The sequence below is a fragment of the Mycobacterium sp. 1482292.6 genome (assembly GCF_001672995.1).
In the GTDB taxonomy this organism is placed as follows: Bacteria; Actinomycetota; Actinomycetes; order Mycobacteriales; family Mycobacteriaceae; genus Mycobacterium; species Mycobacterium europaeum_A.
This window is the reverse complement of the sequence record NZ_LZKV01000183.1, coordinates 1-16,099: the sequence shown is the minus strand read 5'-3', so window position 1 is coordinate 16,099 and position 16,099 is coordinate 1. Positions and strand designations below refer to the sequence as shown.

Annotated in this window: 5 protein-coding genes and 1 pseudogene; 3 read left to right on the top strand and 3 right to left on the bottom strand. The window is 64.0% G+C overall.

Annotated elements, in window-relative coordinates; translation table 11 throughout:
• Positions 1-33: 33 nt before the first annotated feature.
• From A5624_RS28665 to A5624_RS29125, 3 genes are all read left to right on the top strand, one after another.
• A complete protein-coding gene (locus A5624_RS28665) occupies positions 34-12,522 on the top strand; it encodes a hypothetical protein (RefSeq protein ID WP_232002275.1) in 12,489 nt (4,162 codons plus the stop codon).
• 502 nt (positions 12,523-13,024) lie between these two features.
• Entirely contained in the window at positions 13,025-14,119 is a 1,095-nt protein-coding gene (locus tag A5624_RS17850; protein WP_066868731.1) for a hypothetical protein, read from the top strand.
• 172 nt (positions 14,120-14,291) lie between these two features.
• Positions 14,292-14,447, top strand: coding sequence for a hypothetical protein (locus A5624_RS29125; RefSeq protein WP_232002274.1), 156 nt, complete (start codon positions 14,292-14,294; stop codon positions 14,445-14,447).
• On the opposite strand, the gene A5624_RS29120 is transcribed toward A5624_RS29125, so the two are convergent.
• The 3 genes and pseudogenes from A5624_RS29120 to A5624_RS17840 form a co-directional block, all read right to left on the bottom strand.
• On the bottom strand, positions 14,377-14,733 hold the full coding sequence (locus A5624_RS29120) for an ATP-binding protein (RefSeq protein ID WP_232002276.1): 357 nt from the start codon (positions 14,731-14,733) through the stop codon (positions 14,377-14,379). The two genes, A5624_RS29125 and A5624_RS29120, sit on opposite strands and share 71 nt — an antisense overlap.
• Before the next feature lie 362 nt (positions 14,734-15,095).
• A complete protein-coding gene (locus tag A5624_RS17845; RefSeq protein ID WP_066868729.1) occupies positions 15,096-15,731 on the bottom strand; it encodes a TetR/AcrR family transcriptional regulator in 636 nt (211 codons plus the stop codon).
• A gap of 168 nt (positions 15,732-15,899) precedes the next feature.
• Positions 15,900-16,099 (bottom strand): annotated as a pseudogene (locus A5624_RS17840) (3-deoxy-7-phosphoheptulonate synthase); the annotation flags it as partial.

Below are 16,099 nucleotides of genomic sequence, written 5' to 3'. Positions count from 1 at the left end.
GTTGACCCGGGGCGGCGCGACCTGGAATCGGCGATGCCGGACATGGGGGCGCTGGCCGATCATCTGCGCAACCTCGCCGACAGCGGCCGCCAGGTCGAGGTGTGGATCGAGGGCGCCGACCCCCAAAGGGCCACCTTGGTGCGCGAGCACCTGGGTGGGCTGCTTGATGCGTCGGCGATAAGCGTCCAGGAACCGTCCCGCGCAGAAGGTGATCCCAGCGCCGCCCCGCCCTCCCAGCATTCTCAGGGCGTCGTGATCCGATGGACAGCAACGCTCACGCCTTCCACGCCGCCGGAGGACGCAACCGAACGGGGTGGGTCGATTGTGTTCCGGGGTGGCGGTGATAACGATTCAGAAGAGAACCACAGCCAGGGTGCTGGCGGCGGGCCGAGTGCCTTACGGCCGCCGGGGCATCTAGCAACGCCCGGGGTCGCACCGGCAGAACCGTTTGTCACCCCCGCGTCGCCGAGTCGTTTTGATGCCCGGCTTCCCGGGGGCAGCAGTTCGGGAAGCGGGCGCGGGCAGCCGGGTCGGCACGCGCTTGAAAGCCTGCTGCAGCGGTTGGAGTCGCGACTCTCTGATTACCAGACCGCCGGCTTGGATCCGGGTAACTACGAGTTGATCCGTCGGGTGCAAAAAGGTGAGGTTGTGCTGCCTTCGGATCTGGTCGGGCGGTTCGTGGCCCAAGGCGTGCTGCCTTATGCGTATGTGCCGCCCTCGCGGGGGCATGTCGACTCGGAAGCCGGTCCTTCTTCTGCTCCGCGCTACCAGCCGATGGATGGCATCACCGCGCTGCCCGTCACACCGGTTCGGGCCAGCCGCGACCCCGGGTTGCCCACCGCCGGCCACACCGCCGAGACCGCCCCGCCGAACAGTCACGCGACGCACTTACCGCCCGAGCGTTCGGTAGCAGATGGAACCCGAGCTGCATTCGGCGCGGGCCTCGCCGGCCCTGATACCACCCGGTCGCCTGGCGCCGACACTGTCGGTGGCGTCGACGACACCGGGCCGAACAGCGCAGCCGGTGCTGACCCGGCTCGATCAGCACCGTTGCCTGATTCCGACGTAGTGGCGCTACGTCTGACCGCCGGCGATGGTCCTGACCGGCTAGCGGATCGCGGCGTGTCGTCGCCGCAGCCCGCGGTCAGAAATCCCGGGGATGGGGCTGATCGCGCGGCAGGGCCGGCAAGCGGCTACACCGGCCACGGGGGCGTTCGCTCCCCAGCGGGAAGGATCCAAGGGGGGGCTTCTCGCCCGCGGCACTTGAGCGGTTCGCGGCCGACGCGAGAGCCTAACCCCCACTCCAGCAGCAGCGACGCACCGGTGGTTGATGCGCGCACCGCTTACCAAGGGCTGCCGCCAGGCTTGTCTGGTTTGGTGCAGCGGGTGCGGTTAGCAGATAACGAGCTGTCGGATAACCACGTGCGGCATCTGATCGACTTGCCTCGCCGCAGCGACGGACAGTTGAGCTCCCGAGGAGTAGCCCACTATTTGGAGGTGCAACGATCCGATTGGCACGAAATGCTGGCGGCGCTGCAAGGACACGCCGGGGTGCGCGTCGAGGGTGTGGATGATGCGACGCTGCGACGCCACCATCACGTTTGGTCCTCCAAGTATCCGGAGGTGTGGAGCTACCTGGAGCGCCCCGGCGGCGATCTCAATGTCTTAACAGGTGGTCCAGAGCTGGCGCGCGTGGGCGCTGGGATCCGCTTTGACCGCAACTTACCGATGAGCGTTGAGCAGGTGAACCATCGCGGGGTGCAGGTCAGGATGCACACCTTCGGCCGCGATTCCACGGTGAACGCGCGACGAGAGCTGGTGTTGAGGGCGTTGTCGGTGTTGGCCAACGCCGGTTATCAACTACCGGCCTCGCTCGACGTTTACTTGCCGCGCTATCACCGCATGCTCAGAGTCCGTGGCGCCCCAGGCACCGATGGGCACACCGCACCGCGAATCCGCAGCAAAGCGGTACCCAGCGAGTTCCTTTACGAGGGGACCTTCGCTCGGGCCGTTCCACCTGGGTCAATCATGGTCACCGCTTTGGCCGACCCTACTGTGTTGTCGTCCGGCACGTACATGCCGGCAGGTATCGGCATACCCACTGACCACATTTTCGATCCGGCCCTGGGCGTCGTGCTGCATGAGCTGATGCATTGGCGGCACGCCAGTTACGTGCCCCGGTTGTTTGCTGATCTGACCGAAACTGAATTTTTGCCTGCGGCGGGTGAGTTGGCGGGGGCGGTCAGTCCGTATGCGGCCACAAACCCGTATGAGTTTGTGGCCGAGTACCGCCTGGGTGAGCTTGTGGGCCAGCACTACAACCCTGGCATAGCCCGGAGGCTGGCTGAGCTGGATCGGGTGTTGGGCGGCCCGTTGCACCGGGATGGTGTTGGGCCTGGATTGCCGCCGGCGATTACCGATGACCAGCTGAACTTTTTGGCTGACCAGGTGCGTCGCGGGCGGTGGTTGTCGGGGATTGGGCGCAACGAGGTGGCTTTTGCGCAGGCCGCATTGGGGTTGTCTGAGCGCTGGCGTAGTCTGCCGGTGCAAGCGCAGTTGGTCATTGAGGCCGTGCGGCGGGCGCGTGGACCGGAGGCGCCCTTGGGTCGCTGGTCGTATGTGGCCGTCGACTTCGCGCCGCGCCAGCGGCAGTTACAGGCCCCGACAGAGGCCATGAACATTTTGGCTGGTCACTTGCGCGACCTCGCCGAGCGGCAACGGGTTGAGGTGCGCGTGGAAGGCGGCGGTGCGCGGTATTTCAGTAACGCCGGGATGGACCGGGCCGCTTCGGTACGCCGGCACTTGCTCGGCCTGGCCGGTGAGGAGAACATCAGCTGGCATGCGGCGAGCAGCCGGGGAAACAGAATCGCCGCCAGCAAATCCCCTGGGGTGCCCCAGCGCGCCCAGCAGGCCATGATCTGGTGGACCCGCCCCAGCGTTGAGGCCCTGCGGCTCAGGGATGGCGCCGCAGACGATGACCTAGATGCTTCAAGCACCGCGTCGGATTCAGAGGCCACCGATTCTGGGTCATCAGATTTGGCGGCTGAACACGATCGCGGGCCCGAACCGCAGTACGCTGCCGCCGATGCGGGATCCGGGAGCGCGCAACGCCATTTGGATGTCCTGGCAAGCGACACCGACAGCGCTTCAGCTGGACAACTACCCGCGGGCAGCCGTGGGCAGCGGAGTGGATTTGACCAGCGTGCAAGCGATGTCGACCCGACCGGGGTCGGGGATACCGTTTCCCAGGGCGGTGAGAGCCGCGCGTGGGCCCAACCGACATCGGACTCAGAAAGGTCTTCGGAGTCTGCTGTGTGGATGGGTCCGCGCACCACGCCCTACGATGCTTGGCACGGATTCGTCGAGGCTAGTCGCCTGGACGCTGACTATGTACTGGCGAGTGCAAAGAGCCGCGTGGTCGAGTTCGGGTTTGATGTAGACGGCCTCGATGACGTCATCACAAGGGCCTACGGGCAACTACCTGACGATTTGCGCAGCAATGGTTCCCGGGCGGCGGTGGCTGACCAGCTCGCCAATCTTGTCGTTTATGGCCAGCCTCGGATCGGACTTCGCGGGGGCAGTCGGCCTCCCAGCGACCAGCGCGATTCGTGGCCGGACACCGCGCTGGGCGAGCCGGGACGGCAGCCGCTAGGAGCTGAGGCCAGCAGCGCGCACGCCGGGCCCTCCGGGCACTCCGAGGCCCTAGATGATCCCGCATTCACTGTGTGGCCACCCGACCGTCGCAGCGCCTACCAGCAAATTTCCCCGCGGCTAGCTGGTCTTGTCACCCGTGAACATGTGGACCCCAATGACCTTGATCAGCCCGCTTACCGGCACCTCACCGACTTCGTCCGCACACATGGTGGCGAACTGACTGACGACGCCGTCGCGGATTTTGTTGACCGGGCCCAGTTTGACCTCGAAGGCGAGTTGGAGCTGATTAGGGTCCAAGCGGGGGTCACTGTGGTGGGTACCGGCGACGATCGGCTGCGTCACCTGATCGAGAGCAACCCCTTGTTGTTGACCGAGTTCCCAGAGTTGCGTACCTACCTCGAACGCCCTGACCCCAGCAGCCAGACCGACAACAACCTCGGCGCGCTCAGCGTCCTGGAAGAGACGCGGCACAACGTACGGGTGTCGTTTTTCTTCTCCGAAAGCGATCCACTGGCTGGGCCGCGTCAAGAGTTGATACTGCGCGCCCTCGAGATGTTGCACGCGGCACGTTACGCCCTCCCGGCGAACCTTAATGTGTTCCTGCCGCGCTACCTCCGCAACCTAGCGGTGCACCTCACTATGAACGGCGCTGGCGAAGAGCGCATAAATATCACGCCCACCCCGATACATGAAGATATGCCCGCGAACACCGTGGCGTGGTTTCGGACGCCGGACACAATGGTCATCAGCTCGAGGGCAATCGCCGCACACCCTCCCGGACGCCCTGCCGCTCATTCCGACGGCGTCGACAGCCTCATGGAGGACGTCGCGTTGGGGACGGTGCTGCGTGAGTTAATGCACTGGGTCCACTTCGGTTACCAGCCGGCGCTGTATGTGGACGCGGAGTTTACGGCCTTGCTGCCGCGCGATCTCAGGCTCGTAGACACGGTCAGCCGCTACGCGCAAGACCATGCCCGAGAGTTTGTCGCCGAATATGGCCTGAGCCGACTATTGGGCAGGCGCTATGACGATGCTCGATCGGCAGCGCGCCTCGAGCAGCTTTACCGCGGACTGGGAGGACAATTACCCTTCCGTCCCGCTGCGGCGCGGCCACCGACCGACCGGGAGGCGGACTACCTGATCCGCAGCGTGCGGCAGTTCCCCGCCTTAGCCCAGGTCAGCGCGCACGCAATCGCGCGCGTTCACGCCACACTGGCACCGTTTGACCGGTGGAGCAACCTGACCCATCGAGTTGAGCGGATCGTTACAGCACTATCGACCGCGCCGCCATCGCCAGGACGCGCTGAGATTGACGCTCTCATCACACGAGTGCGCCGAACACCCGGATTGTCCGACGTCGGCGCGCATGTGATCGGCCGTGCGCATGCCGACCTGGCGCTCTTTGACCAGTGGGGCAGCCTTGAGCATCGAGCGGAGTTGATATCTCGCGCACTTCTAAGCGATCAATCCGATCGCGGCGGTGCTGGTCAATCGGGTGGGGGTGGGCCCGCTGCCGGTGATGCCGGTGATGCTGTGGGGGGGTCGCGTGGTGGTCGACGCGCTGGCGGTGATCAGCCCAGTGCGAGCGAGTTGGAAGCGATGGTGGCGCGGTGGGAGGCGCTGGCGCCGGCCCCGGTGGAGCCCAATTACGCCGAGATCCTGGTGATTAATCAGATCCGTGACGGTCAAATCGCGGTGCCTGCGGATCTGGTGGACCGGTTCGGCTCTTTCGGCGTGGTGCCCTACGGGTATGTGGCGCCGTCAGCAGGCCATGTCTATTCTGCGGCCGGGACATCTGGTGGGGGTGGGTCGACTCGACCGCCCGGTGAGCGGGGATCGGTTTCATCACACCCCGGTTTGGGGCCGGTGGTCGAGCAGCGCGCGGACTGGCCGCACGATGCGTGGTACCCCGGCGAAGACGGGCAGTCGGCGCTCCCAGGTGCTAGTCATCTTCCACCGGGGGCTTTGGCGCCCGAGGAGTGGTCAGGCTTTGACCCGGGGATGACACCGGCGACACATCAGTTTGCCGTCGAAGGGCCGCAAGGATCGCCGGCCGAACCCGTGCGGGCCGGTATGGCCGCCCGTCCTGCTGAGGTTGCGTCGCCCCCAGCGGAACGGGGCGGGACGCCGCACAGCAACGCCCACGACGGATCGCGGACCAATGTCAAGGACCGGCAAGACCTGCTTCGGCGTGCCCGGAATTGGCACGATAAGAAAGTGGACGCCCGCCGGCGGTGGTACACGCTCAGAACGGGTCGGGAGCCAAACCTGGTGGCGGAGTATCCGCCTGACGATGTGCTTCTGGCCAGGTACAAGCGGTATCGGGAGGCGGAGAACCTGAGATACCACGCCAGGTCAAAGCGAGCCGCTGAAAACCCAAGGGCGACGGGTGGTGACGGGTCGGGTGACCCGGCCCCAGCCGGGCGGCCGAAGCGCAAGCGGCGCAACGCAGACCCGGCTGGCCCGGGGAAGCCGCGACCGCGCAGCGACGCCGCCGGCGGATCGCAGACGAATAGCGAAGACCTGGAGCGGCAACGCTTGCTCGAACGTGCGAAGAACTGGAAAAAAACGCGACGGTTAGGGCAAATGCAGCTCGCGTACGACTATGGACTGAGGAAGGAGCCGCCAAATTGGGACGACGACCTCTACCCGTCTGACGACGAGCTTCTGGACCAGTACGAGAGGCGTAGGGCGGCTGTGCGGAACTACACCCAGCGCACCAGGTCAAAGCGAGCCGCTGGAAACCCAGAGGCGGTGGGTGGTGACGGGTCGGGTGAGCCGGGCCGAGGCGGGCGGCCGAAGCGCAAGCGGCGCAACGCAGAGCCTGCTGGGCCGGGGAGGCCGCCACCGCGCAGCGATGCCCCCGAGGGATCGCAGACCAATAGCGAAGACCTGGAGCGGCAACGCTTGCTCGAACGTGCGAAGGAGTGGAAAAGAACTCTCCGGCTAGGGCAAATGAAGTACGCGTACAAAGAGGGACTGAGTCGGAAGCCGCCAGAGTGGCACGACGACCTCTATCCGCCTGACGACGAGCTTCTGGCCAGCTATAAGCGGTATCTGGCGGCACAGAACCTGAGATACCAGGCCAAGTCAACGCGAGCCGCTGAAAGCCCAGAGGCGATGGGTGGTGACGGGTCGGGTGATCCGGGCCGAGGCGGGCGGCCGAAGCGCAAGCGGCGCGACGCAAGCCCTGCTGGTGAGACCCGCCGGGCAACTGGCACGTCGTGGCCGGACGCGGTGTCTGAGGTGTCGGGGGGCCAGGCCGCATCATGGCGGTTGGGATCCCCGCGCGAGGGCGGGCCCACTGTCGGTGATGCTGTGGTGGGGTCGCACGGTGGTCGACGCGCTGGCGGTGATCAGCCCAGTGCGAGCGAGTTGGAAGCGATGGTGGCGCGGTGGGAGGCGCTGGCGCCGGCCCCGGTGGAGCCCAATCACGCCGAGATGTTGGTGATTAGTCAGATCCGTGACGGTCAGATCGCGGTGCCCGCGGGTCTGGTGGACCGGTTCGCCTCTTTCGGCGTGGTGCCCTACGGGTATGTGGCACCGTCAGCAGGCCACGTCTATTCTGCGGCCGGGCCTTCTGGTGGGGGTGGGTCGACTCGACCGCGCGGTGAGCGGGGATCGGGTCCCTCGCCCAGCACGCGGAAAGCCCACCGCCGCGCCATGAGAGAGCGAGCTGCTAAGAAGCGAGCCGCCGAAAACCTAGGGGTGATGGGTGGTGGTGGGTCGGGTGATGCAGGCCCGCCGCAGAAGCGCAGGCGGCGCGACGCAGACCTCAGCGGTGAGAACCGGGCCGCAGCTCTAGCTGGATCGGCCCAGCAAGAGCCGTCATCGCAGCCGTCGAGCTCTCGCCAGCCGGATGCCGGTACGAGCCGATCGGCGCGCCTCGATGCGGTGATGGGCGTGCCGGGTGCGGACGAGTCGGCGTTGTGGACGGTGGGTGCGGGAAGGGTGTTACCGGAGCAGGTGGTGGACCGCACTGTGGCTTTGGCAGTCGAGGCGGCGCAGCAAGGGCCGATCGAGCTGGTAATCGCCGTTGATGATCAGCCGCACGATGTGGAACAGGCTCGCGATCTAACAGCTAACGTCGTGCTTCCGGTGTTGATAGATCTTGAGTTGCGCAATATTGATCCCGGCCGTTTCACGGTGCACGTGCAACGCCGCAGCCATGGCGTTGGTGGCCCGCGCGGGCCGGTCGTGCGCACGGCTCCCCAACCGCGGCCACCAGCAGTTGTTGATCCGCAGACTCAGGTGCTGGTTGACGAGGTAGCCCGAGAGCTAGCAGACGTGCTGCCCACTGCGACGGCCCGAATCGTTGAGGCCCTCGATAACCCTGAACTGCAGGCCTGGCGCCATGACAACCCGACACAGCTGGCTCGGCGGGTCGCTGAATTTATCAAAACCGGACACGTGGGCCGGCTGCGCGGGGGGGCGGGGGGCGGCGTTCACAGCAGCCAGGGCTTTCGGTCTTCGGGTCCGGGGGAGGGGCCGCCCAGCGCTGCGCACAGCGTGTCCGAAGCACTTGGGCTGCTGTCCGGTGAGCAGCACGTGGGCTGGCGCAGCCGCCCGGATGACCGTGCGGTGCCGACCTTATCGACGGGCAAGGGCAAACAGCGCATGGATGCCGATGCCTTGCGCAGAGAACACCCCCCAGTTGCGGGTGCTGATCTTGGCCGCCGGCGCACCGGCCCTGGTGTCGAGTCTGGGGTGCGTGACTCTGGGGGCATGGCCACGCCGGTGAGGCAGGTGGTGGAAAACACGGCGCTGCCCGGGCGATCATTGCCCGAGGCTGCTCTTGGCGTGCCTGTCGCGCCGCCGCCCCCGCCGCTGCGCTTGGGGGCAGCGAGTCGGGTGCGCGGTGGGGGGGCGCCGCCGTTACGTGAGGCTTGGGTGGGGTTGCGGGGCGGTAAGGACGTGCTTGCTGATGAGTCGTGGCGGCATAGTTTGGCGGGCTCGGCGCCGTGGTTTGAGCCTCAGGACCGGGTTTTGCCCGACAGGTGGACGGCCAAGCTTGAAGCAGCACCTGCCTACACGGTGGACGCGGTGGTGGCCGATGTCGCAGCGGACAGCACGCCGGGCCGGATTGGGTGGTATCGGGGGGTGATCCGCTATGACTGGCAGCGCATCGGGGTCGGGGACGGCAGGTTTGTTCAGGTATACCGGCTCAGGATTCACCTCAGGGCAGCCGACGGGGTGAGCGCAGGCACCCTTGCCGAGGTTCAAGCCAATGCGCGGGCCGGGATAGATCAGCTGGCCAATCAGGGTTTTCGCCTGCCCAGCGGTGACCAGTTCCATGTGGACGTGCAGTTTGTGACCAGCCCCGCTGAGGCGCACACCAGCATTGAGGTGGCCGCAACTGGCAGCGATCAAACCCATTGGAACCCGCAGATGCTTCCGGGTGTGCTTGCGCACGAAATTCTGCATTACTTGGGTGTGCCGGACGAGTCGCAAGACGCCCGCCGGGTCTTTTTGCGACACGCCACCAACACCGGGGTTCACCGAGGCGATGGCAGCGTCATGAGCGATGACGTCCACGCTGGCGGTGGTTTGCGGCCACGTCATCTGTGGCTCATTGAGCGTGTCGCGACCAGCCAACTCGGCGTAGCGGCGACGAACGTCGCTGATGCGGGTGTCGGTGCTAGCCGTTCCTGGTTAACCCCGCAGCGCAGCATCGCGCGGCCCAGCATCGCTGCGCTCAGCACGGTTGGTCATGGTGTGCTGGGTACTCGCCCCGCCCCTAAACGTAAGCGCACCCGACCCGAAACAGACGACACAAACGACACAGGTAGGAGGGTTCGGCCGGACCACGCAGGAGCCCGCGAGGACCAAGGCACCCCTGCACCCGCGGACGAGCGGGCAACCAACGAGCAGCACCCCACCACCCCCGCCATCGGCCACATGTCATACAAGACCGTCGGCAAACGGGGCACCATCAAAGTGATGAAGGGGTTGAACCTAAAGCAGCAAATCCAGATTACCATCGGCAGGGCTCATGCCAGTGAGCGGGTGCGGGTGCACGCCGCTGGTGATGTCGTCACCATTTACGACGCCAGCAACACCATGCTGGGCCGAGTCACGGTGCAACCCGACAAAACCAGCTACACCGTGCGCGATATGTCAACCAGGATCCTCACCGTCGGCGGCGACGGCAACATCGTTCTGGCCACGAAGACGATGAAGTCGACGCAGACGACGGTGCACCAGAACAGCATTATTCATGTCGGCAACCGCCGCAGGGGTGCAAAGGTGCGCGTGGACATCGTGGGTGATGACGTCAGCGTCTATGACGCCGCCGACAACCCGCTGGGCAAAGTCACTCTGAAGGAAGACGTGCGCTACCACACGCTGCACGACCCGTCAAACAGGACGCTCGCCGTCGAGGACAAGGGCACCATCATTGTGAGCACGATGTCGATGGATTCGGCGCAGATGACCGTAAAGCAGAAAAACACGGTTTATGTGGGCAAGCCTCACAAGCGTGAACGGGTGCAGGTGCACGTCGCTGATGATGTCGTCACCGTTTATGACGCCGCCGGCACCACAAAACTGGGCGCAGTCAGGTTGCGAGTCGGCAAAACCCGCTACAGCCTCATCAGGGATGGGATGGGGGCCGAGGTGGTCAGCGCGGCTGGACAGGCATCGCCGGGGGTGAGGGGCGCTTCGGCGGCGGCGGATGGGCCGGCGGCGGGTGGTCCGGTGGTGGTGCGGGTGCCTGGGGATGGGTGGTGTTTGTTGTATGCGGTGTTGGTGGGTATGTCGCCGCGGCATTGGCCGGCTGGTTTGGGGTCGTTGTCGACGCGGGCCGATGTTCTTGGCGAGTTGGGGGTAGGGGAGGGCGCTGGGCGTGGCGGTGCTGGTGATCGCGCGGCTCAGGGGTCTGGTCGGCCTGCGCTCATGGGTGCTGCGCAGGGGTTGCATCGCATGGTGGTGGATTGGGTGCAAAGAGTCGATCCCGCGGGGTTGCCGGCCGACGTTGTGGAGCCCTACCGGCGCAGCCCTGAGCAGATGGCCGCAGTTGAACGCTTCGTGAACTCCGCGAGCCGCCAGGAGGTGGTGGCGTGGCTGGCCGCTGGCGGGATCGAGGAAGTTCAGGATCCGGCGTGGTTGTCCCCGCAGATGTTGCGTGCGCGCTACCTCGATGTGCGGACCCGGGAACTCAGCCAGGAAATGCCGGCGCACGCTGGGAGCGGGCCGGCACCAATGGCGATGCTTTCGGCCACGGCGACCGCGCGAAGTCAGGCCCAAAACGAAGTCAAGGTGGATCAGTGGGGGAATCTGACCGAGGAGGCGCTGGGTATTCAGGCTCAGTTTGAGTACTTGCAGAATCATCGGGCATTGCCGGCGGTGGGCGAGCTGGATACCGAGAGTTTAGGCCGGACCGCCCGCGAAACCTGGGCACACCGCCCGTTGACAGCCGCAGAGCATCACGGGCTCATCGCTGCGTTGAACGACTGGCAGCCAGGTAGCGCCGGCTGGAACACCAGCTACGGCGAGATGTTTCCGGCCCTGGTGGCCCACACGTTGAACGTGCGGCTGCGCAACGTCATGACCAATGGTGTGCAAGACGTGGGGCCCAGTGGCAGCGGTCGGGTCGTGCAGGTGAGCTACAACGGTCATGACCACTACGACGCCATCGTGGCGGCAGGCCACGACAGCGCCCCGCCCGCTCACACCCCGGTGCGGCTGAGCCAGCACGACACCCCGGCACCGACACCATTTGTCCCTCCCAGCCCCGGGCGGGCCAGTATCGTCAGCACGCCAGGCTTGGATGCTACTGCGGTAGCGGCCAAGCAAGAAGGAAACGACCCCGAGTTGCCGCCGCTGGTGCGCCCGGCGCCTACCTGGATACACACCGGTGCGCACGACCAGACCAGCGATGCATATGTGCAGCTCGAGCCGTGGGTGTATAACGTCGAGACCGACGAGTGGGAGTGGCGGCCCAAACGCGATGAGCTAGGCCAAATCCACCGCCTGATCGCTTCTTCCCGGATCGATCCGATCGAGGGTCATGATTTGTTGTTTCCGCTGCGCGATCCAGAAGATCCGCTGCATCGGGTGCACCACATTTTCGCCGATCACGAGGGCAACGTTGCCCCGGAGGTGGGTGTGCAAAAGGTGAAGCTGAACTTTGATGCGCACGAGATCGGGCTCCAGGACACGGCTGGCCCCCCTGCAAAGACCAGCAACCCCGCAAAACCGGTGAGGAAAAACCCGGCGAAACAGGGGCCGAAAAGCCCTGCAGAACAGGTGATGGAAAGCCTTGCCCAAGAGGTGCGCGCCGACCTGACGCGGCTGATTGAAAACTCCCGTGCCGGCGCGCAACCCCTCCCAAGTTTTTTATCGCAGCGCACCGTGACCCGAAAGGTGACCGAACACGATCCGCTGCCTGACCACGAGCAGGGTCTGATCGGCCAGTACGGGCTGTTCATCCGGCCGGAACGAACCATCGGTGACGTGCGCGGAGTCGATGGTCACATCCTGGGCTTCTACATGGGTGGGTGGCTGCGCAGCCGGGCCGACGAACAACGCGTTGAAGCCCTTCATCCCAACTATCGGCACTACCTGTTGGAGATCAACCAGCGAAGCAAACTCTCAGGTCTAAGCGCATGCAACGGCGTCGTTTTCGCCAACACCCCTTTACTAGAAGACAAAAGCGGCTACGACGACCAAAGGGCCAACGCGGACTACTTCAGTTGCACGGCAACAATCACCGACAACCAAGGTAACCCCCGCACCATAGAACTGTCAGTGCTGATCGGCCGCAAAAATCTCAAACCCGGAGACCAGGTATGGGTCAGCTACGGACCGTACTACCTCCCACTATTCGACCAACCCTCACCAGCGGTCAAACCCGAACTCCCCGACTAGATGTGTGATTGACGGTGGCCGGTGACTGGCTAAGTCTGGGTCTTTGGTAGCTCTGTCGTACGGGTTTGGCCTTCAGCAGGCGGCCATGGGGGCGGTGCCCGTGTAGCAGGCGAACGCGGCCGCCCACCGGAAGCCGCAGAAGTATTTATTGTCACCTGGCGAGTAATAGTCTATCGTTAGTGGTGTGATTCGAGACGAACATGCGGTTAGCAGAGGCAGAAGCCGAACCTCCTGCAGATGCGTTGGTGTTCCGTTAGTCCCGTTGTCTCGATTCAGCACATACGGCTTCGGTCGACGACGTGCCTCTTGGGCCCGACCTGCCGCACATCGCGACAGAAAGCGTCGGCATCGCGGTCGCACGCCGTGAACGGCTAGATGGTGCACCGGTCGAAAATTCCGCCTATGACGACGTTAGTCGCGCCTGGCGCACGAGTGGTGTCATCGCATGCGCGGGCATCACTGAACAGACCGATGAAGAAGCGACAACGGAAGGTTAAAGATAATGACTGAGAAGACGCACGTTCTCCCCGCCCGGGTCGGACAGACCCCGCAGGACTATAAGAGGCTGGGCCTTGAGAGAGAGCGGATGCGGCCCTGGGAAGACGGTGCGCATAACGATGGCAGTCCCGGTACTTTTGAATGGTGGTATATCGACGCGGAGGTCGCCGGATCAACTTTGGCGATATTTATGAAGACAAAACCCTGGGTCAGTCACGATCTGCCACTCACCCCGGAAGTGACAGTAAGCCTTAAATCGCCCGACGGTTCAACCACAGAAAAGACAGAGGCGATTCCAGCAGGCGAATTTTTTGCTGCGAAGGACAAATGCGACGTGCGTATGGGCGCCAACTACTTCCGGGGAGATCTTAATTCTTATCAGGTGCATGTCGAGATAGATGATTTCGTAGCCGACGTTCAGCTCACAGGTACTGTGCGGCCGTGGAGGCCAGGGACGGGCTACATATTCTTCGGGGAGCACGATGAAGACTTCTTCGCAACGTCGCAACCAGTGCCCCTCGGGGAGGCGAGCGTGACCGTACGCGGGAAGGATTTGCAACTGAAAGGAAACGGGCCAGGTTATATCGACCGAGGTTGGACAGAAGTCCCGCTGGCGAAGCTCATACATGACTGGTACTGGGCCCGCGTCCAATTCGGAGATTACCTGGTGCTTGCCGCGAATATCACGGCCGAGAAAGAGTATGGCTACCATGAATTTCAAGAATTTCTGGTGACACGCAAAGGCCAGATACTGGCAGATAAGTTCACAGATACCGGAGAGGTCACCTTTAAGGTGGCCGACGTTTACACCGATCCGGATACGGGGAAGCCAGTTGCCAACACAATTTTCTACGAGTATCAAGATGGGGAAAGTCGCTATAGTGTCACATTTCGGCGGGAGAAAGACTTTCTGCACATTAAATTTATCGACTTCATGGACGGTGCCGAACTCGAGAAGGCGCGCGCGAGGAACTACGACGGTGCGTTACTGCGCTTCACGGGCACAGCGACGTTTGTCCACTCCGAAGGCGGTCAAATCATCTATACGGAGCAGAAAGAGGCATTCTGGGAACTGGCGTACTACGGACATGCGCGGTAGGAGCGGGCCACACGACAGGCGCTCACGGCCAGCATCGGGTTCGTCGCTTGCCAGGGGGAACGGGGCCACCGTGGGCGCGTTATTGACGATGCTCCTCGGTGTGGTCTGGGTCAAGCGGTCGGCGCGGGTGGGTTGGCGGTAGGACGGTCCTTCGATGACAAGGGTGTGGGCGGTGGCGTTCGACGACGATTTCGTAGAAGTCGCTGGTTTCGGTGCCGTCGAGGCGCCGCAGCGTGAAGTCGTCGATGATGAGGACGTCAATGGCGGCCAGTCGGCGGATCTCGGCGTCGACGGTGTTTGTCGAGGCGGGCGGCGCGTAGCGGCGTGAACGGTTCGTCGGCGCGGCCGAACAGTACGGTGTTGCGGCGACATATTGCCATGTGCCCCAATGCCGTTGCTAGATGTGTCTTGCCGAAGCCGGCGGGTCCGAGGATGATCGCGGACTGGCCTGCTTCGAGGAATCGCAACGAGGTCAGGTCGCCGAGCAGGGTGCGGCCATAGCGCAGGTCGTCCTGGGTAGTCCAGGTGTCGAAACGCGTGCTCGAGTCTAGTTCGACTTTTGCCGCTCGTAGTGCCGCGGAACGGGATTCGCGCCGTGAAACTTCGTCAGCCAGGAGCGTTTCGAAAAACCCGATATGGCTGAGTTTGTGCTGGCGGGCCTATGCAGCGCGTTCGGGCAGCGTGTCGGCCACAGCGCCGATCTCCTCGGACTCGTTGTCGGATACGACGGTCAATGATGTTGGGATGCAGTTGATTCGGATGGATCACGAGAGAATCGGGTGGCCGCCTGCCCGACCGCCTCGGCAGCGCCGGAGGGGTTCGCTCGGTGGAACGCTCCTGCATGGAAACAATCTTGTTGACCGAGACTCAACCCCTAGCGAGCAGGGGTCACTAGATCGTTTTCCGGGTCGCTCGGACACCAAACGCCGGCATAGCGGCACCGGCTGGGTAACAGCGCTCCGTTATGGCCTGCTGCTCACGCTGTGATCCCGCCAATAAGTATCTCCGTGACGAGATCGACATGCTCGGTCGGGTCGAGAGGACCGTCGAGGGAGTCGAATTTATCGGAGAGGGGACCCAACGTGAACGGCGCTGCTGCCCCATGCGCGACGAGGAACATGAGCGTACGTCCCGACACTCGCCGGGCTAGACCCGCTGCCGCCATCCGATCCAGCACGCGCATCGGCTCCTCGATGGTCGGCATGACGCAACACGACACGACGTGGTCGAGACGACTGGTCGAGTGCAGCCCCTCCTGGTTCATCAATCGGACGAGCTCCGGACGGCGTGCCGAGGCGCGCAAAAATGCGCGGATGAACGTCTGAAGTTGGCTCAGGTCGTCGTCGGGGGCCGGGTCGTTAGGCAATTCAGCCGCGATGTCGTTGGCAAGCGCCTGAAAACCGTGGTCTACGGCGGCGTACCACAGTTGTTCCTTCGACTGGAATCTTTGGTTGATGGTCCCGCGGCTTAATCCCAGTTCAGAGTTCAACGTACGTAACGACATGCCTTCGTAGCCGTATTCAGCGAAGGCCATGAGGGCTGCGCGCAGGATCTCGTCGTCCGTTCGCAGCCGAGGGCGGCCCCGCGTCTCGACGGTATTAACACTCGACATCACCACAAATTAGACCATACTGCTGGCTAAATTATTGCCACACGGTGAGAAAAGTTTTCGGCGCGTGTCAACGAAGCACCGCACTCATTATGTCCCGTTACAGCGACGGTTGTCTGCGAGGCCTTGAGACTTATCCGGCTGCGGCCCAACGCCGTTACTGCCATCCCTCCGCAGCATTTCGGCGACCAGGAAGGCCAGCTCCAGCGACTGCTGGCTGTTGAGCCGCGGGTCGCAGGCCTTCTCGTAGCGCCCGACCAGGTCGGTGTCCGAAATGTCTTGCGCGCCATCCAGACACTCGGTGACGTTCTCGCCGGTGATCTCGACGTGGATGCCGCCCGGGTGGGTGCCCAGCGCGCGGTGCACCTCGA

Coding starts and splice junctions, on each gene's coding strand:
- A5624_RS28665 (WP_232002275.1), top strand. CDS start 34: ATGCCGGACATGGGGGCGCTGGCCGATCATCTGCGCAACCTCGCCGAC.
- A5624_RS17850 (WP_066868731.1), top strand. CDS start 13,025: ATGACTGAGAAGACGCACGTTCTCCCCGCCCGGGTCGGACAGACCCCG.
- A5624_RS17845 (WP_066868729.1), bottom strand. CDS start 15,731: ATGTCGAGTGTTAATACCGTCGAGACGCGGGGCCGCCCTCGGCTGCGA.